Annotated in this window: 23 protein-coding genes; all 23 read right to left on the bottom strand. The window is 54.7% G+C overall.

Translation table 11 applies throughout. The annotated features are described in order from the left end of the window. Position 1: 1 nt before the first annotated feature. A complete protein-coding gene (locus tag DYE26_RS08100) occupies positions 2–907 on the bottom strand; it encodes a hypothetical protein (RefSeq protein ID WP_036623492.1) in 906 nt (301 codons plus the stop codon). Then, positions 904–1,779 carry a PcfB family protein gene (locus tag DYE26_RS08105; RefSeq protein ID WP_036623494.1) on the bottom strand — a complete coding sequence of 292 codons (876 nt, stop codon included), beginning with the start codon at positions 1,777–1,779 and terminating at the stop codon, positions 904–906. Before DYE26_RS08105 ends, DYE26_RS08100 begins: the two co-directional genes overlap by 4 nt. Further along, the gene (locus DYE26_RS08110; RefSeq protein WP_036623496.1) at positions 1,688–3,094 is read right to left on the bottom strand and encodes a relaxase/mobilization nuclease domain-containing protein; all 1,407 of its coding nucleotides are present in this window, start codon (positions 3,092–3,094) and stop codon (positions 1,688–1,690) included. Before DYE26_RS08110 ends, DYE26_RS08105 begins: the two co-directional genes overlap by 92 nt. Positions 3,095–3,110: 16 nt before the next feature. Beyond that, complete coding sequence (locus DYE26_RS08115; protein ID WP_036623498.1) at positions 3,111–3,467, bottom strand: plasmid mobilization protein; 357 nt, start codon at positions 3,465–3,467, stop codon at positions 3,111–3,113. Positions 3,468–3,731: 264 nt separating this feature from the next. Then, complete coding sequence (locus DYE26_RS08120; protein ID WP_036623500.1) at positions 3,732–4,049, bottom strand: type II toxin-antitoxin system RelE/ParE family toxin; 318 nt, start codon at positions 4,047–4,049, stop codon at positions 3,732–3,734. Then, positions 4,027–4,317, bottom strand: a complete 291-nt coding sequence (locus tag DYE26_RS08125) for a type II toxin-antitoxin system Phd/YefM family antitoxin (RefSeq protein WP_036623502.1) — start codon at positions 4,315–4,317, stop codon at positions 4,027–4,029. Before DYE26_RS08125 ends, DYE26_RS08120 begins: the two co-directional genes overlap by 23 nt. Before the next feature lie 163 nt (positions 4,318–4,480). After that, the gene (locus DYE26_RS08130; protein WP_036623503.1) at positions 4,481–5,431 is read right to left on the bottom strand and encodes a DUF3991 and TOPRIM domain-containing protein; all 951 of its coding nucleotides are present in this window, start codon (positions 5,429–5,431) and stop codon (positions 4,481–4,483) included. 49 nt (positions 5,432–5,480) lie between these two features. Beyond that, positions 5,481–5,765, bottom strand: a complete 285-nt coding sequence (locus tag DYE26_RS08135) for a hypothetical protein (protein WP_036623505.1) — start codon at positions 5,763–5,765, stop codon at positions 5,481–5,483. Between the two features lie 181 nt (positions 5,766–5,946). Continuing rightward, positions 5,947–7,875, bottom strand: coding sequence for a helicase-related protein (locus DYE26_RS33870; RefSeq protein ID WP_240534144.1), 1,929 nt, complete (start codon positions 7,873–7,875; stop codon positions 5,947–5,949). Positions 7,876–7,956: 81 nt separating this feature from the next. Beyond that, a complete protein-coding gene (locus tag DYE26_RS33875; RefSeq protein WP_082207803.1) occupies positions 7,957–11,877 on the bottom strand; it encodes an N-6 DNA methylase in 3,921 nt (1,306 codons plus the stop codon). 149 nt (positions 11,878–12,026) lie between these two features. Continuing rightward, positions 12,027–12,368, bottom strand: a complete 342-nt coding sequence (locus DYE26_RS33880) for a TnpV protein (protein ID WP_227872724.1) — start codon at positions 12,366–12,368, stop codon at positions 12,027–12,029. A gap of 544 nt (positions 12,369–12,912) precedes the next feature. Beyond that, on the bottom strand, positions 12,913–13,224 hold the full coding sequence (locus DYE26_RS33885; protein ID WP_082207805.1) for a hypothetical protein: 312 nt from the start codon (positions 13,222–13,224) through the stop codon (positions 12,913–12,915). Between the two features lie 13 nt (positions 13,225–13,237). Beyond that, the gene (locus DYE26_RS08145; RefSeq protein WP_036623507.1) at positions 13,238–13,504 is read right to left on the bottom strand and encodes a helix-turn-helix domain-containing protein; all 267 of its coding nucleotides are present in this window, start codon (positions 13,502–13,504) and stop codon (positions 13,238–13,240) included. A gap of 21 nt (positions 13,505–13,525) precedes the next feature. Continuing rightward, on the bottom strand, positions 13,526–13,966 hold the full coding sequence (locus tag DYE26_RS08150) for a hypothetical protein (protein WP_051985482.1): 441 nt from the start codon (positions 13,964–13,966) through the stop codon (positions 13,526–13,528). A gap of 24 nt (positions 13,967–13,990) precedes the next feature. Then, a complete protein-coding gene (locus tag DYE26_RS08155; protein WP_240534145.1) occupies positions 13,991–17,809 on the bottom strand; it encodes a DUF5704 domain-containing protein in 3,819 nt (1,272 codons plus the stop codon). A gap of 4 nt (positions 17,810–17,813) precedes the next feature. Then, the gene (locus DYE26_RS08160; RefSeq protein ID WP_051985483.1) at positions 17,814–18,920 is read right to left on the bottom strand and encodes a copper amine oxidase N-terminal domain-containing protein; all 1,107 of its coding nucleotides are present in this window, start codon (positions 18,918–18,920) and stop codon (positions 17,814–17,816) included. 115 nt (positions 18,921–19,035) lie between these two features. Beyond that, complete coding sequence (locus DYE26_RS08165; protein WP_036623508.1) at positions 19,036–20,019, bottom strand: hypothetical protein; 984 nt, start codon at positions 20,017–20,019, stop codon at positions 19,036–19,038. Next, positions 20,006–20,554 carry a hypothetical protein gene (locus DYE26_RS08170; protein WP_036623510.1) on the bottom strand — a complete coding sequence of 183 codons (549 nt, stop codon included), beginning with the start codon at positions 20,552–20,554 and terminating at the stop codon, positions 20,006–20,008. The genes DYE26_RS08165 and DYE26_RS08170 overlap by 14 nt, the downstream gene beginning before the upstream one ends. A 10-nt stretch (positions 20,555–20,564) precedes the next feature. Continuing rightward, positions 20,565–20,954, bottom strand: coding sequence for a hypothetical protein (locus DYE26_RS08175; RefSeq protein ID WP_036623512.1), 390 nt, complete (start codon positions 20,952–20,954; stop codon positions 20,565–20,567). A gap of 81 nt (positions 20,955–21,035) precedes the next feature. Then, positions 21,036–21,515, bottom strand: a complete 480-nt coding sequence (locus DYE26_RS08180; RefSeq protein WP_027093301.1) for a hypothetical protein — start codon at positions 21,513–21,515, stop codon at positions 21,036–21,038. Between the two features lie 76 nt (positions 21,516–21,591). Continuing rightward, positions 21,592–23,661: a hypothetical protein gene (locus tag DYE26_RS08185; RefSeq protein ID WP_051985484.1), complete on the bottom strand. Its 2,070-nt coding sequence runs from the start codon at positions 23,659–23,661 to the stop codon at positions 21,592–21,594. Next, positions 23,651–25,522, bottom strand: a complete 1,872-nt coding sequence (locus tag DYE26_RS08190) for an ATPase, T2SS/T4P/T4SS family (protein ID WP_036623514.1) — start codon at positions 25,520–25,522, stop codon at positions 23,651–23,653. Before DYE26_RS08190 ends, DYE26_RS08185 begins: the two co-directional genes overlap by 11 nt. Then, positions 25,519–26,364, bottom strand: coding sequence for a CpaE/TadZ family protein (locus DYE26_RS08195; protein WP_036623516.1), 846 nt, complete (start codon positions 26,362–26,364; stop codon positions 25,519–25,521). Before DYE26_RS08195 ends, DYE26_RS08190 begins: the two co-directional genes overlap by 4 nt. Positions 26,365–26,390: the final 26 nt, after the last annotated feature.

Genomic DNA, 26,390 nt, shown 5'->3' on the forward strand with positions numbered 1-26,390 from the left:
CTTAGCGAACCGGATCGTATCGTTTAGGCTGGCGCTGTTGTGACAGGTTCCGGTTCATTCTCTGGGATGTTTGTTGAAAAGCTTCCTTCATGAGCGTCAACTCGGCACGAACTTGCTGCGGTTCCAACCCGTTCCACTTCTCCGGCGCTCGATCAAAGCGGAAGGTGTCGGTTGCAACACCAAATTGCCTGCACAACATATAAGAAGCGGAGTAGGCAACAAACTCGTTATCTGAGCGGTTGTACCGTCCATCGCCACGATCCAGTTCAGCATGTGTCAGTTCTTGGGCAAGCGCTCGAAAAATATCGCCGGCCTCAAGCCCGCGACGAATGGTAATGTTTTTTGTATCTGGCTGATAGAACGCGTGCTTTACCGATGGCAACGCATCACCAATGCCAATCGGAACAGGGGCGAGGTCAATTAACGCTTTAATACGGGCGCGATCATCCGGGAATGCCGGTTCTTCCCGTTTCAACGCGGCGGTCGTTTGCGCAATATCAAACATCTTTTTCGGATTGTAGCTGATACCGGTGCTGCCATCCTGCTTTTGATAGGTTTCGTCCGGTTCCAGAATGTAAAACCCTGTTTCCTTTCGACGAATGAATACCCCTTGTTCCTTCCATGTGTCAAAATCGGCAATGCGAGTCGCGTTTGGCCGCTGCGCCAGAATCAGCAACGCATTGGCCACGCTATAGCGGTCAAAGCGGCTCTGGACATCCAAATATTGCTGGAACGCCTCACCGTTCTGCATCACCGACAAGGTGGTGGCATCAATCGTATCATATGTCCATTGCCGCAGCTCCTGTTTCTTTTGCACCCATGCTTCTTTATCGAAGGATGGTTCGGTTGTACGGAAAGAAGAGGAAGCCGCAGCATCCTGTCGGAATAAATCATCCAGTTCGCTCATTTGGCTTTCCCTCGCTTTCGTCCTTTTGCTTTGTTGGCTTGTTGTTTATCGGCGGCTATCCGCTCCTTTCGAGACGGCAACGGTTCCGCTTGTTCCCGCGGCTGTCTGTCTTTCTCCCATATCCTTTGCTGCCGGTTCTCTTCGCGTATTTCCCGCAATAATTGACGGACGGACACTCGCTCCGGCTCTTGACGAGAAGGTGGATCAGTATCCCTTGCGGTAACCTCGTTGCGCTCGAAGGTATTCTCGGACGGATGGGACGTTTCCGCCGGTTCCTTCTCCGCTGTTGAATGGTCGTCCTCCGATGGAGTCGGCTCCGGCAGTTCGGACTTTCCCATCAATTCATCCAACAAGTCGTCCGTATTCCTTTCTTCTGCGATTTCCTTCGACAGCTCTTGTTCCTGAACTTGCTCGTGACCTGGTTCATGTCCTTGTTCCACAGCAGGAGCTTCGGACATTCCATTGGATTTTTCAATTTCACTCTTAATTTTGGCGGTATCCACAGTGGCCAAGTGGAAACGCTCCACGTTCCGATTGATTTTGGACGCATCCTCCGCCCGGACCATCACATCGCACATCCCGTCCACGTTCTTTTTGTCGCGCAAAGCACAGTACAACACGCCATACCGCTTGGCTTCCTTGCAGAAGGTTGCCAGGTCTTCGTTCTTGACCGCAAATACCTTTAATTCTTTCCCACTGCGCAGCAAACTCTCCAACCGGATGCTGCCCTTTGTTCGTTTTTGTCCTTGCAAGGCCGCAAACAAATATACCGCCAAATGCTTAGCGCCTTCGCCGGAAATCTTGGCCATGACTTCGATGCTTTTCAAGCTCATGTTGACAACCTGATTGGCGGCTTCCGTTTCGGTACTCATCGAAAATTTCCTCCTTTCGATCCTGTGCGCCACTTCTGTTTAACGTCTCTCGTAATTCTCCTGATCGCTCCAAAATGCCTTGAACCAGCTTCACCTCCTTTCGAAGCGAGGCAAGCCGTTTAGAACAAACAGCAATTTGCGTTTTGTATTGTTCTCGCTGGCCAGCATCCTTGCAGCGGCGAATTCGGTTGTACAACGACTTGCGCTTCAGGTGCAGGGATTGGATCTGTTCCTCCAACCTGTCACGGAAAGCGAGAAGCTCCTCTTGATGGGTGAGGCGATACTTGCATAGCAGCTTGGTTTGCTCCATCAATACCGACAAGTGTCTCAAATCCTCCCGAAGTCTAAAGGATGGCTTTTTGACAGGCTTTCGTTTTCTAGGAAGCACACCCATTTCAAACAAGTAGCGGATATATAAAGCTTGCAAGCCGCGCAATTTGCGACCAGACCGAACATGGCTCTTACACATGGCACGTCGTCTGCGGACATGGGATGGCCTTTCCCGTTCAGGTATTCGGTTTCGCAATATTCGCTGCTTGATCGCTTCCTCGGTATAGCCATCGCCTAGACTGCGCAAACGGACAAAGCGTGTCTTTCCAGGCGGCCGTATCGCCATATGTTTAACCGCCGTTTTTAGCTCATAACCTTGCTTTTGTAAATGGGCAAAAAACTGTGTCATCGTCATGGAAGATGCAATAGCCTGATCGATGTCCTGCCGGATTAGCCCTCTCCATGTTGGCTTTCGCTCACGTTCCGCTTTCCATTCTCCATAATGCTTGGCTTTGCTCGGTTCGGGATGCTCAATCACCGATAGCGCATGTTCCTGGCAAAGCCGGTCGGATGTCTGCCTCAGCAGAGCATAGGAAGCTTTGTTGTCGTAATACCGTTTCCCATCCACAAAGGAGACCGAGTTTAACACAAAGTGATTGTGCACATGCTGTTTATCCAAATGGGTCGATACGACGACTTCAAAGCGCTCCCCCCACAACTCCTGCGCTAACTTAACACCGATGGTATGAGCGATTTGCGGCGTTGTCTCCCCCGGCGCAAACGCTTGATAGGCGTGAAAGGCCAAAATGCCGTCCGTCTTAAAAAACCGCCGCTTCGTCCGCTGCATCTGCTCATAAGCCGTTAACGGATCGCAGTTGACACCGCTGACATATAGTTGCTTCTCCGTTTTGGCATCCGCCTGTGTATAAGCGAGTACCTGCTCCAAACCACCTTCGCTACGTTCTGCTGTCTTGTCAGGATTTGCGGCGTAATCCAGCACCCGCTTAAGCCTGTCGGTCACCCCCCAGATTGCGGTCGTTGCCACGTGAAATCCCCCCCCCTTACGGCGGATGCACATTTGGATGCACTGGTGGTCTTCGTTCCGGTTCGGTTACAGCCTGTTGAATCTGCTGGACTGCGTGACGTAAGCGGTCGGCTTCCACCTGAAATGCAGCCCGTTCCAGATGTCCAGTCGTATGGGCCTTCACAGTGAGTTGATTCAGGTTATTCCCAATAGCGTTCAGTTCACGCATCATCGCGTAATAATCCAGGGGCGGTAGCGGTTTGGGAATATACCCATTGATCAATGCCCGAATGTACGCTTCCCGAGAAAGTCCCGTTTTTTTCACTTCTGTCATAAGGCGAGCATGCTCGCTTTCATTTAAGCGAACCAGAAAAGAGATTGGTCGTTTCCTCATTTGCATCACCCCTTTCCGAACATGAGCTTCCGACAGAAAATCTCATCGCCGCGGATCAAATCGAGCATCAAACAATTGCATCGTGCGAACGGGGTCTTAGGGGCTGTGCCACTAACAAGCGAATTTGGATATCCAAATTCAGTGCTTGCTGCAACACGAGACATCCGTCTCGCGTCGCCTTCAAGCACCTGCCGGGAAAAAGAGAGGACCCCAAAAACACAAAAAGACGCCGATTCGCTCAGCGTCTTCCTCAGAACTTTTTTGTTATCGCACCAACCAGCGGTAATCCTGGCGGCAGTCTACAATGAAATCGACATACACGATTTCATCCTGAATCTGATACAACACCAGATACCATTTTTCCACGAACATCTTGTGATACTTGTTTGACGGAATAAATTCAGCTTCCAGAAAAGGATAGCGTTCCGGCATTTTCGCCAAGGAACGTATCGCTTGCAGCAATTCGTTTTTCGTTTTTCGCGCCGCATCCGGATTTTTTTCCGCAAGGAATCGCACATGAACCGCCAGCATTTGGCGGGCGCGATCGGAAACGACGATCTTATAACGGGGCATCTTTTCCATGCTGAACCTCGTCTATAATGCCCTCCAGGTAAGCGTCCAGTTCATCCGGCGTCACACCAACACGGCCCGCCAAACGATCCTCTTGCACAGCGAGCAGTTCTTCGCGCAGCTTTAACATCTTCTCGCGACGGGAAAACGTCTCAATGTCCATCACGACGAGATCGCCTTCACCGTTCTTGGTCAGATACACCGGTTCCCCGGACGATTTGCATAGATCGGCGATTTCATTATAGTTTTGCCGGATACTGGCGGAAGGCTTGATAATCATCTTGGTCACTCCTTGATAGCTGTATATTGATTTTATTATACCTATTACATGCTATACAATCAATGCAGTTGCGCTTATCCTCAATCTATTCACATCTTATCCACATGCTGCGAAAATTTTCCGTAACCCATAAAAAAAGACACCAACCGTTCAGCGTCTACCGCTATCGGGATGGTTCACCGCGTCTTCTTCGGAATTCCATCAATTCGTTGTTTACATCCTTTCCGAACTTAGGCGGCTCATCGGATATGAGAAGGGCGGGGGAGAGGAGCCTCTGTATCGTGGCTGCCGCCAATCGCCCCGGCTCATCATTATCCAGGTGCAGAACAAGTCGATTTACTTGGGGAAAGCACTGCAAGTAATGCGTTAGGGCAGACGGGGGAGTAGAGTCCTCCCCATTTGTCCTGGGCCTGTATATTCCGGCCAGCGACAGCTTATGCGCCTGCCGCCAATCCCGGCCGGCGAGATGTTTCAGCGTACAGTAGGATAAGAGATCAATGGCGCTCTCAAACAGATGCAGTTCCGTACTGTTTTCCGAGGCCGGAATGGAAAATGAATACCGCTTGTCGCTGCCGGCAACTTCTCCCATATAACGGGTGCTTGTCGTACCGCGTATCGCCGCATAGCGCGGCGTCCCTTCCTGGTCAAATCCGACGAATACCGCGTTGTGGTAGCGGCGGCTTTCATACAACCTTCCCGTTTCCAGACAGTAGTCGATCACCGAGCGGTGGATGCCCCGTTTGCTCAAATAAGCCATGACGCGATGAGAGTTTTCATACGGTTCTGGAAGCTCCAACCGCGCCGTAGATGTGCGTTGTTGGCACGATTGCGAAACCGTAAGCATGTTGCCGGGATGAACGCCTTCCATTTGCAGCACCGCATCGAGAAAAGGCATGCCGCGCACTTTGATCAGGTAATCCAGCGCCGAGCGCCCGCCAATCCCCCTTGACCACCAGTACCATTTGCCGTTGGAAATTTTCAAGCTGTCATGTGTTCGGGTGGTGTAGACATTGCGGGAGCAGCGTACCAGTTCCGCAGGCTCGTACATTTGCAAATACGTGAGCAAATCCAGTCTTTTGGCGCGTTCGATCTGTTCCTTGTTTACGTAGCTCATTGCCGCAGCTCCATTTGGAAATCCAGGCAGCATCCGATGGGTATATGGTTCATCGTGCCTTACCCCTCTTTTTGGGGTACGTATAAGCTCTGCCTTCCTTCAACTTCGTAACGCCTTTCTTTTTCATGAATGCGTCTAAATCGCCTTCATGAACTTGACTGGTCACCCCGTTTGAGTCGCGGATGTAATAATACGTGTCGCCAAATCCGTTTTTCTCTTTGGATATCAACTCCAACGATGGCACGGTTTCTCCCTCCTCGATCAAGCCGGTTCCGTAACCAAAAGGCGGCAAAATCGGACAAAAGCATCCGCCGCTTGGGACGGCATACAACATGTTCATTCCTCCGGAAATAAGAAAAGGACCCCGAAGCTGGAGTCCAATTCATCATGTGATTTTACCTTTAACGGACGGGCATATCTTCGATCTGTGAAATGCTCGCACCGATACCATGTTCTTTTCCGTAATGGTCAGCAAGAAGTTCCCTTTCAGGGGTAGGAACGACGGTGTCAGACCGTTATCGCTCACGGCCCACCACCCGCCGTTCCGGCGCTTCCGGTTCATCGTCAGGCACGCTGTCCACGGCTTCGTTTTCCCGTTTGTCCATGTTGAGCAGCGCATTCAATTCCGCAAGCCGCGCCGCTTTCGTTTGCAGTTCCTGCTCCTTCTCAAATGGAGCCGCGATTTGTTCCTTCGCCGTTTCCATTTGCTGCCGCAAGGTGGCAAGCTGCTCGCGGGCATGCTCCAGCTTTACAGGCAAGTCGGACAAGGCATTGTTGATGCGGCTTATGTTGCCGCCTGCATCCGCTCCGAGCGTCACCGTATGACCCAGGGCGCCGCGCAGCGTGACCTTGTACTCCTTATGGAAGCTGTCAAAGGACAGCCACAAGGAAAAGCCAAGATAGCTTCCCGCTGCTTGCGGATCGGGCGACGTCATGCCCTTGCATGCGTCGAGCAAAGCCGCGCCCGCCGCCGCCCTCTCCGAATAGGTGTAATCCTTGACCGTCATGCCGGGGAATTTATCTGCCCCATCCGCCTCGGATGCCAGAGAACGTGTATACAAAGCAACGTCCTGTTCATAGCCGGCAATTCGTTCCTCCGTGGACTTGATTTGCTGCGGCAGCACTTTGAGCAGCCGGTCCTCCAGCGCATAGCGCTGGCTCAAGTGGTTGGCTTTGAGCAGCTTCAATTTGGATACCTGAATGTCCAGGTCCATTTTCTCTTTGATGTACGGGTTGCCGGTCGCCAGCGCCTTCACTTCGGCATAGGAGAGCGCCGTCTCGTCGATATCCTCGGCGGAACGGACAGGCGATTTGCTGGTCATGATCTGCGAAATGAAGCGCTGCTTGTTTTCGAGTGTCTGGTACAAATACGCGTCGAACGTGTTCTCCGTCACATAGCGAAAAATATGCACCTCGCTGTTCTGATTGCCTTGCCGGATAATGCGCCCGCTGCGCTGCTCCAGGTCGCGCGGACGCCAAGGGCAGTCGAGGTCGTGAAGGGCAATCAGCTTCGTTTGTACATTCGTTCCCGCGCCCATTTTGAATGTCGATCCAAGCAGTATCCGAACCTGTCCGCTGCGTACTTTGGCGAACAATTCCTTTTTCTTGATCTCGGTATTAGCGTCGTGAATAAAGGCGATTTCGTCAGCCGGGACACCTTTCTCCATCAGCTTGCGCCGCAGCTCGTCGTACACATTGAAGGTACCATCCTGTTTCGGAATGGACAAATCGCAAAACACCAACTGGGTCAACCGCGTCTCCTGATGTTCCTCCCAATACCGGAAGACATTGTCCGCGCAGGCGCTGACTTTGCTGCCTTCGTCGTCGGGAAGCAGGGGATTAGCCAGCCGCTGATCGAGCGCCAGTTTGCGTCCGTCATTGGTGATCGTCAGCATATTGTCCTCATGCGGCTCTACTTCCTTCGCCCGCACCCGCTCGGCGCGGCGGGCAAGATCCGCGACCATATCGCGCTGAAAGTCGCTCGGCGGCACGGCCACATTATGGAAGTGGGCTTTCGGCACGGGAAGCTGGAGCATGTCAGCCGTCTGGATATCGGCCACTTCTTTGAACATATTCATCAGTTCCGGCAAATTGTAAAAACGGGCAAACCGGGTTTTCGCCCGATAGCCCGTTCCTTCCGGAGCCAATTCGATGGCGGTGACGGTTTCCCCGAACGTGGACGCCCAGGCGTCGAAATGCTGCAATCCTTGCCGCTTGAGCCGCTCGTATTGCAAATAGCGCTGCATCGTATACATCTCAGTGATGGAGTTGGAGATCGGCGTACCCGTCGCAAAGATGATACCCCGGCCTCCGGTCAGTTCGTCCAGATAGCGGCATTTGGCAAACATGTCCGACGACTTCTGCGCTTCGGTTTGCGACAGTCCGGCCACATTGCGCATTTTCGTGTAAAGAAACAGGTTTTTGTACGAATCGGCTTCGTCCACGAATAGCCGGTCTACGCCCAGTTCCTCAAAGGTGACGACATCATCCTTCCGGCTGGTGTCGTTCAGCTTCTCCAGCTTGGTTTATAGCGTCTTTTTCGTTTTTTCAAGCTGCTTGATCGCATAGCGTTCGCCTCTGGCTTCCTTGAGTTCCCGGATGCCGCTTGTAATCTCCGAAATCTGTTCGTACAGTTGCTGCCGCTGCCGCTCCGTCGAAATCGGAATTTTCTCAAACTGCGAATGGCCAATGATGATGGCATCATAATCGCCGGTGGCAATCCGCGCGCAAAACGTTTTGCGGTTTTTCGTTTCAAAGTCCTTCTTGGTCGCCACCAGAATATTCGCCGACGGATATAGCTGCAAAAACTCCGCCGCCCACTGTTCGGTCAGATGGTTCGGAACGACCAGCATGCTCTTGTTGCACAGCCCCAAATGCTTGCTCTCCATCGCCGCGGCGGTCATCGCGAAGGTTTTACCTGCACCGACACAATGCGCGAAAAGGGAGTTGCCGCCGTACAGCGCCCGGGCAACCGCATTGACCTGGTGCTGGCGGAGCCGGATTTCCGGGTTCATCCCGGTGAATCGGATATGACTGCCGTCGTACTCGCGAGGACGGATGGCATTGAACCGGTCATTGTACAGCCTTGTCAGCCGTTCACGCCGCTGCGGATCTCGCCATATCCAGTCGCGGAACGCTTCTTTCATCATCTCCTGCTTTTGCTGAGCGATGGCCGTTTCCTGCTTGTTCAGCACACGCTTTTCCACGCCGTCCTCATACACAGTGTCAAATACGCGCACGTCCCGCAAATTCAGCGTATCTTCAAGAATTTTATACGCATTAACGCGGTTGGTGCCGTACGTGACGTTCGCCTTGATATTGTTGCTGCGGTCATCGCTTTTGCCTTTGACGTTCCAGGCAGCCGTATATTCGGAATACATGACATTGATGTAGGTCTGGTACATCGGCGGCGTGTCCACCAGTTCAAACAGAAATTGCCGAATGTCTTCCGGCGGGAGCCAGGTTGCGCCCAAGCGGACATCGATTTCGGCGGCGTCCAGGTCTTTCGGCTGCACCGCTTCAAGCGCTTTGACGTTTTCGCCGTAACGTTCGGCATCGTATGCGGCAAACTGTCTGGCCACCCGCAGCTTCTCCCGCACATTGCCGGACAAGTACGCATCCGCCGTTTCGTAGATCGGCTTCCCTTCCTCATCCAAATTTTCGGGATTGGGAAAGATGACGCCGCGCAGCTCTTTTATCAATTGTTCTTCCGTCCAGCCGGTTAGCTCCGCCATATACGGCAGATCGACACGGGCTTTTGCGCCGATGGAAACGGCCAGCGCCTCCGAAGCGGTATCCACCTGTTCCACGCGGATGCGCTGCCGGATGGTGCGTTTGGTGAACATATCCGCCTTGCGCAGCAACCGCCCTTCCTCGTCGATGATTTCCAGCGAGCAAAGAAGAAAGTAAGAACTGTCGTCCGAAAAAGCAAGGCTGTTGGCGCGGCTGTTGATCAGGCCGTATTGCGCCGTAAACCGATCATACTGCGTATTCAGCTTGCGCTGTTGCTGCTCTATCATCTCATCGCTGTAGTCTTCGGTTTGATACTCGATCAGCTCGCGCACGGTGTCCCGCAGCAGAATCATTCCCTTGATGCGGCCTGACGCCGTAGCCGAAGTGTCCACGCGCCGCATCCGGCTGTTCTCCCGATAGTAGATTTGTCCATCCACCAACGCAAAGCTGAAATTGCGCACAGTCGGATCAGCAGGGAGAGAAGGGTCTTCTTCCTCCGGCTGGTCTTCCCGTTCCAGCTCCACCCATTCGGCATGGATGCCCGACAACGCTTCGCGCAGCAGCTCATCCAGATTGGCGTCCGGGAATGGCTTGCAGGACGTTTCCTGCCGGTTGCCGTACATCCGGTCGTCAAAAACCATGGTGCCGAGCACCATATCGGGATGTTCTGCGAAATAGCGATTCACCGGAACACCGTCCGCTGTCTCGGAAAGGGATAGCCATGCTTCGGTTTGCTCGCTGACGGCGACCATGCGATCCCGTTTCTGCAAAAAGATAATGTCGGCGGTTACTTCGGTTCCGGCATTGGCCAGAAACGCATTGCTCGGCAGACGCACCGCTCCGAGCAATTCGGCGCGTTCCGCAATATATTTGCGAACCGCCGGGTTCTGCTTGTCCATCGTGCCTTTGGACGTAATAAAGGCGATGATGCCGCCCGGACGCACTTTGTCCAGTGTCTTAGCGAAAAAGTAATCATGGATGAGAAACTTGTGTTTGTCGTAACGTTTATCCGCCACGCCATAACCGCCGAACGGCACGTTCCCGATGGCGAGATCAAAGAAGCTGTCCGGCAAATTCGTCTGTTCATAGCCGCTGACCGCAATCGACGCCTGCGGGTATAGCTGCCGGGCAATACGGCCGGTAATGCTGTCCAGTTCCACGCCAAACAGCCGCGAGCCTTGGAACGACTCCGGCACCAGTCCGAAGAAATTGCCGATGCCGCAGGACGGCTCCAAAATATTGCCGCTGCGAAAGCCCATCGATTCTAGACAGTCGTACATCGCCTTGATGACGGACGCAGACGTATAATGGGCATTCAGCGTTGACGCGCGAGCGGATGCATATTCCTCCGGCTCCAGCACATTTTTCAGTTCCGCATATTCGGCTGCCCATTGCGTGTTCGCTTCGTCAAATGCCTGCGGAATGCCGCCCCATCCGACATAGCGAGCCAGCACCGCCTGCTCTTCCGCTGTCGCTTGCCGCTGCTCCTGCTCCAGCTTGTTCAGCAGCCGAATCGCTTCCATGTTCCATTTGAACTTCGTTTTTGCGCCGCCATGCCCCAGCTCATCATCCGTAATCCGGTAGTTGACAGCCGGGACAGACGGACGGGCTGGCGCGGTGCGGCCGGCCGCACCATCAGAGGAAAGGGAAGTGTCTGGCTGCGATACGGTTTCTGGCCCCTCCGTCACCGGCTCTTCCGGTAAAACCGCATCTTCCGCCGTTTCCCATGCCGTTTCGCCAATCCATTCCGGCTCCTGCTCTCCGGTAATCAGATGATCGTTCAGCGGGTTTTCGCGCAGCATCCGCTCAAAATCCCGGCGATTTACCTCTTTGATGAAGAGCGGGAACTGCCGGTCTTGCAGCACCACCGTTCGCTGCGCCAGTTCAACAATTTCATATTCGTCCGCACCAATCCAGACCATACTGCCAGTATCAAAACCGTAGCGCGCTCGTTCCCGGTTCACCGGCGTTTGTTCCGGTTCCACCTGTGCGTCTCGTGGGGAAAGCCCCGACGATGCATCCGACTGAGGCACATCGTTCCTGGCCATTTCCGCCGCCTGCTGTCTCCGCTTTTCCTCCTGTTCCTCTGCAAAAGCGGGCAATCGCTCGGCTTCCTGCCGGTTCAAGTAACGACCCGCTGCCAGCAGTTCGCCGATACGTTTCTGCACGTTCATCCACGGCAGCACCACCTGCGTATCCGGGTTCATGATGGAGCCGCGGGTCAGCGTGATGCCTTTGCTGTCATAATTCATGTGAATATCCGTGCCGATCAGCGCGGGAAGACGCCCGCCGGTTCCGTATTCCCGTTTCAGGAAATCGGCGTTCTCCTGTGCGGACAGCGACTGCTGGAAATGCAGCGCGATGCGATACTTGCCGTTCTCAAAACCGCTGCCGTTTTGCAAAATGGCGTCAATGACCGCTTGCGGCATGAAAAAAGCGGAGGCTTTTGCGTCCTCCGCTTGTTCCATCCACAGCGTCTGTTGCTCGATGGACGGTTCCAACTTTCGCGTCAAGTCAAATTCGTTCAACAGTATCATGCTGGCGATATGCCCGGCGATGACGCCCCAATCGTAAAAGCTTTGCGCCGTGCGTTCCTCCGCCGTCCCTGTCCACAGATGCAAAACGTTTCGGTACGGTTCAAATCCTGCTCGTACGCCTTCATCCAGCGTCAGTTCGGTGATGCCTGACGGAAACAAACCGCGCACATACAACATGCGCTCGCGCTCGTCTTCATGGGCAAGGAAAAATGCTGCGATGTCCGACTTGCTCTCCCGCAGCGGCGCGGCTCGGAGCATGTCATTAATGAGGGCATGGTCGTGAAAAAACGGAAGACTTCGGTCCTCCGTTTCCCGGTCGTACCATTTTAATGATAAATCAGTTCCGCGAGAATCAGTTCCTCCGCCTGCTGCTTCAGGTTGTTCATGTGTCCCGTCCAGGCCAGCGGATCGCTCGCCTTGTCCGGCGCCGGGTGAGACGCGAGCAGCTCCTGCATCGTCCGGTCGATCTGCTCCCGCGCTGTCCGGTCGACTTCCGCCAGATGTTGGTTCAACTGCCCCGACAACATCAGATGGGCGTACATGCCCTTCCGCTCGGTTTTCAGGAACGTCTTGCGCATCATCCCGTACTTCCCGATGGTCGTCTCCGCTTCGCTCAGCGTCAGGTTGGGCAGCAGATAATCCCCTTGCGGCGAGTACGTCAGTTCCATGTTCATCCTTCCTTTCTTGTCGAGTAGCTTCATTGTGCGGCAAGGAATCGGGTCTTGCAAGGGTATGAAACGATTGCCCCTCATTTGCATGTTGTGCATCCCGACGCAGTGCTCGGACGGTCGATTCCACTTCCCGTAGCATCATCTCGGACACATCGCTGATCGCTGCGCCCAAGTGGGATAATGCTGGAAGCGTATTGAAATAACCAATGGAAGACAAATCCTCGGTGCTAATGTAAAGTTCGGGATTCAACTCGCAGCGGGTTAAGGCCATATAAGCGACGGCTTTTTCAGACGCTTGTTTGAACAACAATTCCACATGCGGAACGTCCAGGTCCTCCAGCAAACTGTTCTCCCGCTCTTTCATCAACTCCGCCACATAATCGGCGCTGTTGTCATCCACCGCATTCCGCGCAGCAGCGAGCAACGCGGCAGGCAGATCCGCACGCCGTTCGCTCTCGTCCGGCGCTCCGAACGCATTTTCCAGCGTTTCGATCACATGAGCCGTGTCGCTGTCCTGCAACCGCCAAAGCGACACCTGCGGCTAGCGTCTGCTTTGGGTATCCGATACGTCAAACACATGGCGCAGGCCCAGGTGGTTGCCTCGGTCTTCAATCAGGGCAATCCCTTTTGCGCCGCGTTTCACCCAGCGATCCAGCCGCTTGTTCCAGACGTCAATCGGCGCGCAGGCCGTTGCGTCCGGACGTTGGGCGTAGATCAACAGTTGATCCTGAAACGGATATTTATAGTTCCAGGCCGCCGTCCGCAAAAAATCCGCCCACCGCTCAGGCTGATTCGTTACCGTGCGAGCCGTGCCGGCAGCCAGTTCGACGATGCGCTGCAACTTGGCTGTCACGAGAGCACCTCCCTTACCGAAACGTTATTTGATTGGTGAGGCGAATGCCTTCCTCCGAATAACGGGCCGTAATCCGAATGAGTCCAATAAGTTGCAGGCGATGCAGATTTCGGCGGACAGTGGAAGGAGAGAGACCCACCTCCAAAGCCAGCTTTTTGCCGGACAACAAGACGCAGCCGTGCCGCCCGCCCGCGCGGTCCATCAGGTAGCTGTACAATAGCTTTGCGGCAGGAGATACCTTCGCTTTGGCCAGCAGTTGATACCGGGTGAGATCGTTCATAAACTTCCTCCTCGGCAGACGCTATCGCCCCGGCGATCGTTCCGACAAACGCTCCGGCCGGATGTAGCAGTACAGATAGAAATTGTAGTCTCCCGCATGCGGGAAACAACGCAGGTAGTACCGATGGTGTGCGGTTTGAAAACAAAAGCCGTATACGCCGGAATGCCACGCCCCCGATAATCGGGCCTCCGGATGCGACAGGCAAAGTTGATGCATTCGGCTGCGGCTTTGAAGCCATCCCTGCTCCGTCAATGCCTGCACAACCGCATCCAGTTCCGCCCGGAAAGCCGGCGTTTTTAGCGTTGGCAAATGTTCGAACCAGTTTGCCCAGAATGTCTCGCCGCTGCTGCCAAAATAACCTCGCAGGTGGCCGATGCAGCCACGTTCGATCTCCTCTGCGGCAGAGGCGGAATAAAAATAAGCCGTATCCTCTGGCGCGGCACTTTGCAGCTTTTCCAACATGTTTATCCCTCCCGTCCGGTGAATTTAATGGGTGCCTCCCGTCCCAAAGTCGTCGTAGCTGGACAAATCGGCATGATAAAAGACGACGTCGCCGTCCAGCAGGGAGAACGTTGCCCCGTATGGATCGACGAAGCTGCGCTGAAACCCTTCCATCCGCCACTGATTGTCCAGCGGCGCGTTTTTATATTGCAGATGCGGGTGGTTCAAGTCTTGATTGCGGATCGTTTCGATGTTGAAATTGACGATGATGTACCCATCCTTCAGAAATACGGGCGCATGGTCGTCCAGCCGGTGCGTGCGGCCGTACTCGGCCAGATTGAAGCCTTTCGGCACCACGTACGGCGCGGCGGGCAAGCTGTATTCGCCAAACCACTTCTGCACCGAAGCGTTGGCGCGGGCCGCATCGATGCCGGAGGGCACCTGCATGCTTCCGACAAACGTCCGAAGCCGAGGCGGCAGCAGCATGATATCGTAGCCGCCCACATAGGTCGGCTTCTGCGCATCCTTTACATATTGATCGATAAACGTCTGCCTCGCTCCGGGCGAACCGTTTAGCGCCCAAAGCGTTGCGGCGGTGTCGGTCAACTCCTGCTTCGGCACATTGCGCAGGCGAGCGTCGAGCGTCACATACCGTTTCTCCGCATCGTCGCTGGAGCCGATACGAATAAACCGCTGACTGCCTGAATGATAGTAAAGATCGACTTCTTGCCGATTACGGCCTTTGCTGTCCACGAAGTAAAAAGTTGGCGTGACTTTAATCCCGTCGCCCGAACCGAACATGTTGCCTTTCGTCATGACTTCGAATTTGACATGGTAACCCGTTTTGACCGCTACGTTTTTCTTGCCGCTCTCGGGATGACTGCCTTGCCGTACCGGCAGCACGTAAGGTGGGGTATTGCCGCGCGGTGCGCCGTCAATTCCTTTCGTGCCGACCCAATAGGCATTTCCTGTCGGCGTCGCGCTGCCCTTTTGGGTGCGGAACACCGATTCCCATGCAAAATCGGCAATGTCGGTGATGCGGAAATCATAGAGGCGGCCAATCACTTCCACTGGAACCACCTGCGTAGCCACATGGTTGGACAAGTCCAGATTGGCATTCATCTGGGACGTAAAGGAGGCCGGACTATTCTCGGCAAACGTTCGGAATAACACGTCGTAATTGCCCTCGTCCACCCAAACGGGTAAATAGAAAGTCGTCTGCAACTGACCGACCGGGATGGACACCCACGTGTCCTTGGGGACGAGCGCTGTGCGATCCGCTTTGTACACATCGAACGGAAAGCGTACCTGCTTGTCCCTCACATACTTGGCATAATCCCGATTGCCATAGCCCTTGATGTCCTTGTGCGGGCCGCTTGTCGGAATCATCACGGTAAAGGGCCGGTCCAGAATGAGCGCTGATCGCCCGGCAGTCGGCTGCGTTTTCTGGTTGTGGGCCTGATCGTCCGACACCGAGGCGTAGTTCACCACCGGCGTATGCACCGTCACCGGATTAATGCCGCCGATCGGATAGCTCTTGTTTTCTCCGCCGCCAATGCCCTTAACCAGTGTATAAAAGATGGTTCCAGTGCTCGGTTGATTCGCTTTATTCGTTTTTCCGGCATCAATGACATAGCCAGAGCCGTACAGCACATCCTGACCGATCATCGGGGGAGCCGGAATCGCTCCCGGCGTCGGTGCTTTTTCCTCAACGATTCGGTTGTCCATGATTGTATTTCCGTTAAAAATGAACGAGTCGTTTTTCACCTTGATCTTGCCGATGGCGCTTTCTGCAGTTGACCTCCAGTCCTCGTTCGGTACGGAAGGCCGGCTGGAACCGCCGGAAATCGTTTGTCCGGGAAGCGTCACATTCGAATAGACCGGATCGATGATATGCGCGTTGAGCGACGCATCATGCGCGGCGGAAACGGTTGGCGGCGCATAGCCATTCGGCTCCAGCGTCACCGTTCCCGACGGAAGCGCATAATTGGAGACAATCGCCTTCTGAATGCCGTACACTTCGAGATTTTGAATCGTCCAGAAGCTGTACTTGCGTTCAATCGAATAGTTTTTGGTGACCGTCTGTGTATCTGAACGCGGAACGGTAATGGTCGTCGGATTCCCATCTGCATCGGGCGGGCCGGATTGCGTCTCCGTCCAGGTAAGGGTATATGTTTTACTCACCTGAATCGTGTACTGCTTTGTGCCGGTCGTTTCCGTGAACGTGTTGCGATACAAGTACGATTTGGCCAAAGCGTTCACATACAGGCTCTCTGAAGTCGGTATGCCTTGCAGCACATCAAATTTTTCTGCGCCGCGCGCATCCGCCTGAATGACGGCAGAAACGTTTGGCTCCATCGCTTCGTCCTGCTGGGAATCGCCCGGTTGAGGTTCTCCGCCCCCGTCGCCTTTACGCACCGTATGGTCCGATGTCGAATCCCCCGTATTGCCGTCCACATCCTTCACGACGATGGTGATTTGCACGCTCACTTTGTCGCCGGACGTGAACGGGATTTTGATCGGAATCGTTTTACTCGTTGACGTGCCGGAGAGGTTTCCGGTTTTGTCGCCCGTTTGAACGAGCCTGGCATTTCGAATATCCGTGATTTCGTATGACTGCAAATTTTTTAACGACTTGACTTCAAAAACAAAATTCCCGTCCACTTCGGTCACGTTTTGGTCGACCGTTTCCGGCGCTTCAATCCGGGACGTGACCGTTACCGAGGAGGGAATTTTGTAAATGCCGATAAAGTTGGAGCCGCCCGATCCCACCAGAATGGAACGCTCTTTGAGTTTGGGGTCGCCTTTTTCCTGAATGAACAGCTTCTCGTCGGGTTTGTTATTGTTCGTAATGTAAGATCGGATGATCTCGTACGTTTGACCGCCATATGTGACTTGCTCTTCGAACGTATGATTCGCCTCATCCCCGGTAGCGAAAACGCCTTTGTCCATTTCCTTGAGCTTGGTGCCGTCTTCCTTCTGATATATGGCTTTCACCGGATTGTTCTCCGCATATTCGGCAACCGCGTCCGTTCCGCCCAGATGCACCGTAAAGCTTCGCGTTCGCACCTTCGGATTGGTGTCCGGGTCTTCTTGCAGCCAGTCTTTCCGCGTCGGGTCCTGCTTGGGCGACAAATAGGAACGAACGATTTTATACGTTTTCCCGTTATCCTCGATCGTTTCGGGAAATTCATGATTGATCGTTTCCCCGACTTTGAACTTGCCCTTTTGAAACGTAACTTGCGGTTGCTCAATGACTTTTCCACCTACGGTTTTCGCAATGACATCGACGGGAAATTCCGCGCTTCGATAGGGCACATGAATGCCGAAATAATCGTCCAAGTCGTCCGGATGCGCCCAAGGTTCGGCCCTCTTGATCTCATCCAGCGTATAAAATGGCCCTTTGCGCACGTTGCCGTTTCCGTCGATGGACACCATGATGGCATACAAATATAAGTCGTCGTTGTCTTTGATGTCGCCCATGCCCGCGTTCCACATGCCTTCCGTGACAAGCGCCTCGCTGACTTCGTAATAGGTCGTGACAGGCTGGCCGGGGATGGGCGGATTCGGTTCTTGGCCGACTTGCCGTACTTGCTGGTCCAAAAAAGAAGCGTGTTGGCCGCTTCTCGGATCGCCGCACTGCTTGGGCGTCGAATTCGTACATAATTGGTCACGGCGCACCGTCCAACCCACGGTTCTGTATTTAATGGACGATGTTGCAGCCGTACTGGTGATCTTAAATTTGATGGTGCCATTTTCAGTTCTGACATCGGGAGGTCCCGCGAAAACAGAGGTTGGAATGGAGAAAAACAAAAATAAGCATGCCAGCAGCATGCTCAAGAATCGTTTATGCAATTTGTTCATATCTCTACTCCATCCTTTTCATCGTATGGTTGTAGAATAAACTTGCACTCGGACTTACTTTTAGCGTGGGTCCCCAGTTGCCTCCCACATTCGTAGACATCGAGATGTCGGTGTAGCCTTCGTACCAAACTCCTTTTTCAAAAGTTTGTTGATTGGGGAACCTTTCATCGTAAATTAAGTCTTTGTTTTCCTTAAACGAAACAAATTTAATTCTGAATTTGGCACGAACATAATTATCGCCAAATCCATTCCGGTAGATCATGGAAGGCTCGGGATCAAGGTATCCTTCGATCTGAATCTTGTTTTCTTTCACCCACTCCGCATACCGCCGGATATATTTCAATTCCGCATTGGAGCTTTGCACTTTCGTGGCAAATACCGCCTGCGCCCACGTATCGTCAATCGTTTTGTAATCCACGTTCAGCCAGAGTGCACCAAACGTTTTCAGTCGGCTCATCCAAATGTCCACGTTCTTCTTATTGAATTCCGGTATGGTCGAATAGAGCACCGAAGAAACCTTGCTGTCCGTAGGATGCGAGTAGGGATAGGCCATCTCATAGGCTTCATTCGGCACATCGGCAAGTATATAAGGATAATCTTGCGCATTCTTGGGCAGGTTGGTTGTGCGAATCAGGCGGCCCCATTCATCGTACTTCGCATTGGCGTCTTCTTGTGTGGAAATGAAGACGGTCGATGTCGGGCTATCCCAATTCACTTCCGCCCCCAGCGCTTCGCTGACAAAACGCAGCGGGACAAACGTCCGGCCGCCGCTGGTGATCGCCTTCGAATCGAAGGCCACTTCTTTACCATTGACGAGCGTCTTGCTTTCGCCGATCGTAAGCACAATATGCAGGTCGTCCCGCTCAATCGGAACGGTCATGGTTTTGGGCTCCCATCCAACTTTCGCGCCCATCTGTTCCGCGATGAATCGAACCGGCACGAGCGTCCGGTTGTTTTCATCGACAAATGCTTGCGCATCGGGAAACCAGATTTTTTGTCCGTCCATGACGACGCCGACAAAGGACGGAAGTCGGCTCGCCGCGCTTGCCGTTACGGTGAACAAGCTGCAAAGCATCGCGGCGACAAGTCCTGCAATTACCCATTTTCTCACGCCATTCGCTCCTCTCTTAATAGGGGTCATGACAAGTTTGGAAGATTTCTACTGTCAGGTTCATCATAGAGCCGATCTGACGGCGTGTCCACTTTCCGAAATCACCGCCGTCTCGTTAAGATGGCGGGACCGGACAGTCCAGCGGCATATAGCCTTTTTGCGCGGCCGCTTGTTCGCTGGAAAACGTCTCTTCCACCGGATAAGCAAAGCCGCATGTGCTGCGATAATACACCTTCATGCTTCCTTTCCTGGCCCCGACAATCTCCGGCTTCTTGAGCACGCGGCTTCCGCCGAGCGCATAATGGTTGTAAAACTTGCCTCCCATCGGAATGCCTTGGATAAAGGCAAGCACCCCGACATCATTCACGGTATTGTGCCATTCCTCCTGCGAAATGGTCGGCAGCGTGAAGGTGTAAGAAAAGCCGTATCGGGAAACCGATTCGTTGTGTTTATTGATCCGGTAGGCGAGTTCGTCTTCAATTGCGCGGACGATGGTGCTCCGGCGCACCTGCTCAAATCGCTCCGCATCCTTTAATAGCGCAATATTCGTCTGCTGCCCGACGTCGGCCCGCAAGCCTTCGTGCCAGCTCCGGCTGCCCGCATCGTAAGCGAGGACGAAATCGTCCAGCGTGAACGAAAGGCTGTTACCCGATGAATCGGCGTAGGCATACGGCCTCTTTGCTCCCCAAACCGGTTTTCGTTCCGTGCTCCCGTCGGCTCCCGTCCACTCCTCCTCGGCATAGACGTAGAAACCGTCGTAACCAATCACCGCAATAGCCGGGATATACCGACCCAGTACGCCTTGGGCAACGGGATCGTCGGCAATGCCGAAGCTTGCGTACAGCGTCCGATAAAAAGCGGCAATCGCTTCGTCCTTGTTCAGCGCCACCCGCTTGGCCGATTCGTATTGCGTCTCCCGCTGCTGATTCGCATTGACGGTCAACATCCGCGCTGCGTCATCCACCGCCGCATCCAGCGCGGTGTTATAGCGCAGCTCGGAGAGTAGCGCCTTCCGCTGCGTTTCGACTTCAATCCGGTTCACGGTCGCAAACGGCAGGAAAATGAGCGCCCCGACAATGGCCCATTCAATCAGCCTCATTGCGCACCACCCCGCCGTAAGGAATGAAGATTTTTTCGTTCGGACTGATGGCCTGGTTCAGGAAATCGAACAGGATCGTGCCGGGAGTCCGGTTCGTATTTTTAACCGTGACCGCAAATGTATCGCCGACCCGCAGTTTGTAGCGTCTCGCCGGATCGTCTTTTGCGGCCGCGCTGTTCGGGAACAGCACAGGCAAAATCTGCGCGTTGTAAAATAGGTCGTAGTGCACTTCGTAGCTGCCCCGAAACGTATCCGGCCTTGTCGGGTCGTCGTAAACCGGCACGTACTTTTTGCTTCCGTGTTCCATTTGCACATCGAAGGTGTTGCCCGTTGCCGCAATCGCCTCCATAAAGTCCGTATACATGCTCGGCGACACAAAGCCCTTGTCCCGCACTGCATCCACAAACGTTGTCGTCGCTTTCAGGACGACCAGTTCCGAAATATCGTCCTGCTGGTCGAAGGCTGCGGAAATGGGGTAGAGGTAGAGCAAAAGAACGGCAATGAGCGCCGCGAAAACTTTCGAGATACTGTTCATGGCATTCTCCTTAGCGTAAAGCGAAAATGAGACGCACCAGTTGTCCGGACGCATCTCGCTGGGCGACTGCCGTATACCGGGCATTCAGGCGAATGCCGGCGGGGACGAACGGGTCCCGATCGAGCGGCGGCACGTATCGAACGCCGTCCACCACAATTTCCGCGTCTCCCGTCTCCAGCCGGGCAATGGATTGCGCTACCTCTGCGCCGGATACGGTACCGTCGCCGGCAATCGGCGAAAACGTCATCTGCATGTTGCGATCCAGCGTCTTTCCCGACACATAGGCGGTGGCGTTCAGCGCGGCCCCGGTTTGAAAGAGCATGAGTCCGCTCGTTGCGGCCATCAGAAAGAGAAGACAGGCCACGCTCATTTCCAGCATCGTTCTGGGGGCATGTTCCATCGGCTTCCTCCTTGGAAAAACTGGGCGTCCGTCTATACCCGAAAGGACGCCCCATCAGCGTTGTGATGTCTGTAAGGACGCTTACTGCTGCCGAAACACAATGCCGCGAATGACGTTGCTGCTGTCATGCACCAGTTGCGCCCGAAATTTGCCGCTCGGATTGACGTAGTTGATATTCGCTTCATCGAGCGCATGGCTCAGTTGCCCCGGCGCTTCACCAACCACTGAGCCGTAGGTCACGCTGTCGATCGGAACACCCGTGTTGATCACCTTGCCATACCACTGACCCGCCGGATTTTTCCCGGTGACAATCTGGATGCCGAACTGGTCCTGATCGCTGAACTTGCGCAGCGCGTTGACCACCTGACTGCCCGACAACGTCGTGTTGTCGTACACCGTAAACGCCGTTTGCGACAGCTCCGTCTGGATATTGCTGAAATTGCTTTGCGCCGCCTTGGTGGAGTCTTGCGCGGAAATAAACAATACGACGGCAAGGGTAATGAGCGCGATGGCAAGAAAAATGCCTGCCGCCATCACAAGTGCTTTTTGCGCGTTGGACATGAACCGATCTCTCCTTCAAATGAAATTCGAAATAAAAAAGACGCTTCCCGTTTGGAAAGCGCCGCAACATGTCCGCTTACTGAATGCGCTGAAGCTGTTCGTAGTAAACGGACATCTGGTGCAAGCTGACGATGACGAGCGGAATGACCAGATAGCCGAAAATGAGGGCCATCATTGGCGCAAATCCGATCCATTTTCCCCAGCCTGCCTTTTGCTCAATCAATTGCTCGTACTCCTGTTTGCGCTGCTCCTGCGCGTAAGCCTGTTCCGACTCCAGGTCGTCGAACGCTTCCCGAATCGGCAAACTTTGCACCGCCAGTTCCAGCTTTTCGACCGTGCGGACGAACGGCACAAACGGCGCATCCTCTTTCAGCTGCGCCAGCGCCTGATCTGCGCCCTGTTCGAAATGGAGCAAGCACGTTTGCAGCGGTTCCTTGAACACGCGGGCAAACTGTTCCATCCAGATGAGCAGATGCTCGACCGACATCCGGTCCAGATCCGCCAGCATGGCGATGACGGCATGCAGTTGGTCCACTTCATGCTTCATCTCCATCTGCCGCATGCGCCGCTGGAACATCCGAACGCCGACCGGCATGGCGTAGCCGCCCCATCCCGCGAGAGCGGCGAGGAGCGCTTCCCACCACTTCACATACTGATTGTCCAGCTTCGTGAGCTTGCCCATAATGCGCCGAGCCGCGGCGCGAAGCTGATCGTCCTTGTTTGTTGCTGGCGATTCGCTGCGGAGCAGGGCCATCACCGTTTCTTCGGTGCGATGCTTCACCTCCTTTACGCGATCGATGATGCGGCGATCGAGCGCCGCCGCCTCGCGCGCCTTGGCTTCCTCTTCCGGCGAAAGTTGACCGAACAGGATGCCCTGCTTTACCGGCGCATACAAGATTTGATGCCGGCTTGCGGCATGAAGCGCCATAAACATCCCGAGCACAGCCAGAAAAGCCATGCCCCCCGCCACGATGCGCTGCACATAGAGCCATTCCAGCCGAAGCGGCGACGCGGTGTCTTTCAGCAGCTTGACCATGCGGTCAGCTTCACGGGAACCGGGGGCGGGACCGAAACGATGCACAAGCCAGCGCATCCACGGCCATTCGTAAACCCGTTTCTCCCATCTTTTTCGGCCGGTTGGTTTTGGACTCACGTCCAGCTCCTGGATGTTCCGCAGCAGAACGTAGGACAGCCATACGACCGCCATCAGGCCGATTTTCACGATCCAGCCGGTCGTGCTCGCATAAAAGGCGTCCATGGCCGGAAAGTAATGGCTGGCCCAAGCTTCGATCGGCCGGGTAAACAGCAGTGGCAACAGCGCGATGGCGGTCAGTCCTTGCAACAGGAAACTGAGGCGCTCGCGGCGCAGCAGTTCCAGATTCAGTTCGGTCGCAAGCTTCCCAAGCGCCTTCAAGTACACGGAACCGGTTGCGGTTCGTTTGTCGCCGTATTCCTTCACCAGATGCGACAGCCCGGCCAAGCCCTGCAAATAGCGGTTCGGCGCGCTCTCGATATACTGCGCCAGCCGCTGCTCGGCGTCGCTTGCCGTGAGCACTTCGTATATTTCGTGTCCGTGCAGCGCCATCTCATACGACGCGCCGTCCGCCGCTTCATAAACGGCTTCTTCCACCATGCCGTGCCGATGATAATGATGGCGCACATCCGAAAAGAAATGCCGGAGTTGCCGAAGCAGTCGCGTCTCCAGCCGATGCACCAGATTGTCCGAAAGGATTCCGTGGCCAACCCAGAAGCCGATGCCAATCATGCCGAGCGTGGCCGGGTCGCGCACGCCGATCGCCAGCGGAACAGCCGCCGCGAGCAGCACGCCCCAAATGAGGAGCGCCGTCCTCATCGTTTCCAGCCGCAGCTTCCATTCGTCGCCAAGCTGGAGAATGGTCATTCGTTTGCGAAGTTGGTACAAATAAGCGCGTAGAATCGGTACGCGTTCGCATAGGCGATACAACTGCTGCAACACGCTGTGCAGCGCTTGCTTCTTGCGGGCTTTGCCCGGTTTGCGCAGCGCTTCATACCGCCGAACGGCCTCCACGTCCGAACCGTGACGGGATACCCATTGAAACGCCGCCACCATCGCGAGAAACAATAACGTCGAGGCGCCCAGCAACAGGGACAGCCATTCAATTTTCATCGCTATCCCCCCAGTGAACCGCCAAAAACGCCTCGAACGCCGCCTGGTCCGGCCCGGCGAGGCATGCAGCGATTTCCTTGCGGCTTCGCTCGGACAACGGATGAACGGCGACATAGCGTCCGTCCCGGTATTCGATGACGTTCCGCGCGACGTAAAGCGGTCGGTCCGTCGATCGGCGGAAATATTCCAGCATCGTCTCCATGAACGCCGTCATTTTCTCCTCGGTCGTCGTTTTGTGGCGGAACGTCTCCGGGTAGCCCTCTTCCTGCTCCACCGGGACGCATTCGGTAATTCGTTCAATGTAGCGATGTCCGTCCGCGTCCCGCCTGAGGTGAATGTCGAAGTTGATGACGCTGACGACCTGCTGCTCGGCCACTTTTTCGTTCGTAAACACCCCTGTCTTCAGCAGCGAGTTGCGCAGCGAATAGACGAGATCGCGGAACGTTTTGGCATGATGCGTAAACAAGGTGAACAGCGAAGCGACCTGCGCCATCTGCACCATCCAGGCGGCAACCGGGTCGGTCGCCACTTCTCCCAAAATATTGACCGAGCCGTCCGTTTTTTTCTGAATGTCCAGCCCGTCCTGCCCGGAGATCGTTTCCGTTTCCCGCAGGCTTAAAATGTTGCGATCCCGGTATATTTTCCGAAGCTGAAGCTCAAAGCTCATTTCCTGCACCCGAATCGGCAAGATGGCCGGAATGTAGCGCACCATCGCCATCAAGAGCGTCGTTTTGCCGCTGCCCTGCGCACCGGTGATGGCCGTAATGCGCTCGCCCATGACGAGATATCGGATCAGCCCAATGGGCAACTCCGCATTGTCGTCCTGAATCAATTGTTCCAGCGCGGCGTTTTGCACATCGAATTTGCGCACAAAAAAAGCCCACGATTCGCTGAACCGGGGGCGCAGCACGACGACGCGGGAGCCATCGGCCATTTCGTTCACCTTAAAGCCGTTCGCCTCGGACAATTGGCCGGGAAAATTATGTTTGTACACGTTCTGGCACACGCGCCTCAGTTCTTGCTCCGAGCCGAAGGACAGGAAGCTCAAATGAATGGATTTCCCTTTATAAAACAGCCACACGCTGTCATGCGACCTTGGCACTTCGCGCAGCAGCGCTTCTTCCTCCAGGCCCCACTCGCCTTCCCACATCGAGGGCGGGATGCCGGAGACGCCGCCCGATACGCCGTCGATTTTCATGTCGCGGATTTCGTCGATGACGCTAAACCCTTTGTACTGCTGGTAGATCCGCTGCACAACGATCTGGGTTTTGTCCTCGACAGACAGCCTGCGCGCTTCCTGCTTGTAAATATCGCGAATTTCGTCGGCGGTAATCCGGTACGACTCAGTCTCTTCGTCTTCCAAGCTCCGTTTGGGGCAGTCCAGTTCATATTTGCGGATCAGTTCGTCCAGCGCTTTCAAACGATGTTGTTTTTTATAGAGATAGAGCAGGATGTCAAATTGATCTTGCGATGTGAGCGCCTGCGGGTCGTCAAACGGCAGGAGGCGATTCAGGTTATTATCGTCCAAGGTATAACGCTGTTCGAGCAAATCGGAGATGACCTGCTTCATATACGCCTTGTCCCGCAAATCTCCGGACGTGCAGCCCCGCAGCGCCTTCTTCAGTTCTGCGCGCTTGTTTTTGCGGCGGCGGTATTCTTCTTCCGACAAGCCGAAGTCAATCAGGTTGCTGCTCGTCATCTCGTGCAGCGCCTCTTTCACAAACACGGTCATCGCTTCCAGCGTATAGACCGGCTTTTCGTCCGGCTGCTCCGGCAAGCGGCGGCTCATACGCAAATAGAGCAAGACGCCGATCGCAACGAGGATGCCCGCCAGAAGCAAACCGTTCAGCGCGAACATCATCGGTCATCGTCCTCCTTCCCTCCGAAAAGAGGCTTGTCCAGTCCGGCGTTGTTGATGAGCGCCTGCGCCAATGTCCGCACTTGCTGCATAAACAGTGAGTTTTCATGACCGCGCGGCACCTGCCGGTTGCGAAATAAAAAACGGACGGCTTCTCCTTGTTGGGTCGCGTCCAGCCAGCCCGTATTATGGACAATCGGGTACGCTGGCTCCCGCCGATGGAACTGGCGCTTGATATTCTTAACGGTCAAAGCGGAGCGAGGATCGTATTGTCCGAATACAAGCAAATGCTTCCGGTCGGGCTGAAGCTGCGCCTCCACCAGCGGAAAGACCTGCTCCAGCTTGAGCGCGTTTTGCGGCAAACAGACGACCAGCAAATCCGCCTGACGCAGCAGCGCCTGTGTCCACGCCGACAGGTTGCCGCTTCCGCCGTCCAGCAATACCAGATCGTAAGCGCGCCTTGTCAGTTCCAAAAGAGGCGCAAGCCATTCCTGTGCGGCGGAAACAAACGATGCATCCGGCTTGTTCGATCCCGGAAGGATGTCGAGTCGGTCGGCGAGCAGCGGCAGCGTGTAATCCCGCAACCTGTTCGGTTCCAGCTTGCGGTTCTGCAAGAGCCTGAGCAGCGAGTCGATGCCCGCGTCAGGCGGGGTGTCCGCTTTGCTCATCCAGCCCCGTCTCGGGTAAAAGCTGCGTTCGATGGCCGCGTATTCACTTTGCAAATGCCCAAGCAGCAAAAGGCGCGAGGAGTATTCCAATCCGAGCAGCGCCGCGGCGGCGATCAGGTTGCTCGTCGTACCGGCCTGTCCCGAAACCGGACTCCAAAACACCACGGTAAAACCCATTCCTTCATCTCCTTTCATGCGACTTT

This window comes from Paenibacillus macerans (genome assembly GCF_900454495.1).
Lineage (GTDB): Bacteria > Bacillota > Bacilli > Paenibacillales > Paenibacillaceae > Fontibacillus > Fontibacillus macerans.

Bases quoted from the DNA above. Each gene is read 5' to 3' on its own strand.
- DYE26_RS08120 (WP_036623500.1), bottom strand. From the start codon at position 4,049: ATGGAAAAGATGCCCCGTTATAAGATCGTCGTTTCCGATCGCGCCCGC.
- DYE26_RS08195 (WP_036623516.1), bottom strand. From the start codon at position 26,364: ATGGGTTTTACCGTGGTGTTTTGGAGTCCGGTTTCGGGACAGGCCGGT.
- DYE26_RS08145 (WP_036623507.1), bottom strand. From the start codon at position 13,504: ATGAACGATCTCACCCGGTATCAACTGCTGGCCAAAGCGAAGGTATCT.
- DYE26_RS08105 (WP_036623494.1), bottom strand. From the start codon at position 1,779: ATGAGTACCGAAACGGAAGCCGCCAATCAGGTTGTCAACATGAGCTTG.
- DYE26_RS08165 (WP_036623508.1), bottom strand. From the start codon at position 20,019: ATGAGGCTGATTGAATGGGCCATTGTCGGGGCGCTCATTTTCCTGCCG.
- DYE26_RS08185 (WP_051985484.1), bottom strand. From the start codon at position 23,661: ATGAAAATTGAATGGCTGTCCCTGTTGCTGGGCGCCTCGACGTTATTG.
- DYE26_RS08115 (WP_036623498.1), bottom strand. From the start codon at position 3,467: ATGAGGAAACGACCAATCTCTTTTCTGGTTCGCTTAAATGAAAGCGAG.
- DYE26_RS08190 (WP_036623514.1), bottom strand. From the start codon at position 25,522: ATGATGTTCGCGCTGAACGGTTTGCTTCTGGCGGGCATCCTCGTTGCG.
- DYE26_RS08150 (WP_051985482.1), bottom strand. From the start codon at position 13,966: ATGTTGGAAAAGCTGCAAAGTGCCGCGCCAGAGGATACGGCTTATTTT.
- DYE26_RS33875 (WP_082207803.1), bottom strand. From the start codon at position 11,877: ATGTTGTATGTGCGCGGTTTGTTTCCGTCAGGCATCACCGAACTGACG.
- DYE26_RS08170 (WP_036623510.1), bottom strand. From the start codon at position 20,554: ATGAACAGTATCTCGAAAGTTTTCGCGGCGCTCATTGCCGTTCTTTTG.
- DYE26_RS08180 (WP_027093301.1), bottom strand. From the start codon at position 21,515: ATGTCCAACGCGCAAAAAGCACTTGTGATGGCGGCAGGCATTTTTCTT.
- DYE26_RS33880 (WP_227872724.1), bottom strand. From the start codon at position 12,368: ATGGAACTGACGTACTCGCCGCAAGGGGATTATCTGCTGCCCAACCTG.
- DYE26_RS08175 (WP_036623512.1), bottom strand. From the start codon at position 20,954: ATGGAACATGCCCCCAGAACGATGCTGGAAATGAGCGTGGCCTGTCTT.
- DYE26_RS08130 (WP_036623503.1), bottom strand. From the start codon at position 5,431: ATGAGCTACGTAAACAAGGAACAGATCGAACGCGCCAAAAGACTGGAT.
- DYE26_RS08155 (WP_240534145.1), bottom strand. From the start codon at position 17,809: ATGAACAAATTGCATAAACGATTCTTGAGCATGCTGCTGGCATGCTTA.
- DYE26_RS08100 (WP_036623492.1), bottom strand. From the start codon at position 907: ATGAGCGAACTGGATGATTTATTCCGACAGGATGCTGCGGCTTCCTCT.
- DYE26_RS08125 (WP_036623502.1), bottom strand. From the start codon at position 4,317: ATGATTATCAAGCCTTCCGCCAGTATCCGGCAAAACTATAATGAAATC.
- DYE26_RS08135 (WP_036623505.1), bottom strand. From the start codon at position 5,765: ATGTTGTATGCCGTCCCAAGCGGCGGATGCTTTTGTCCGATTTTGCCG.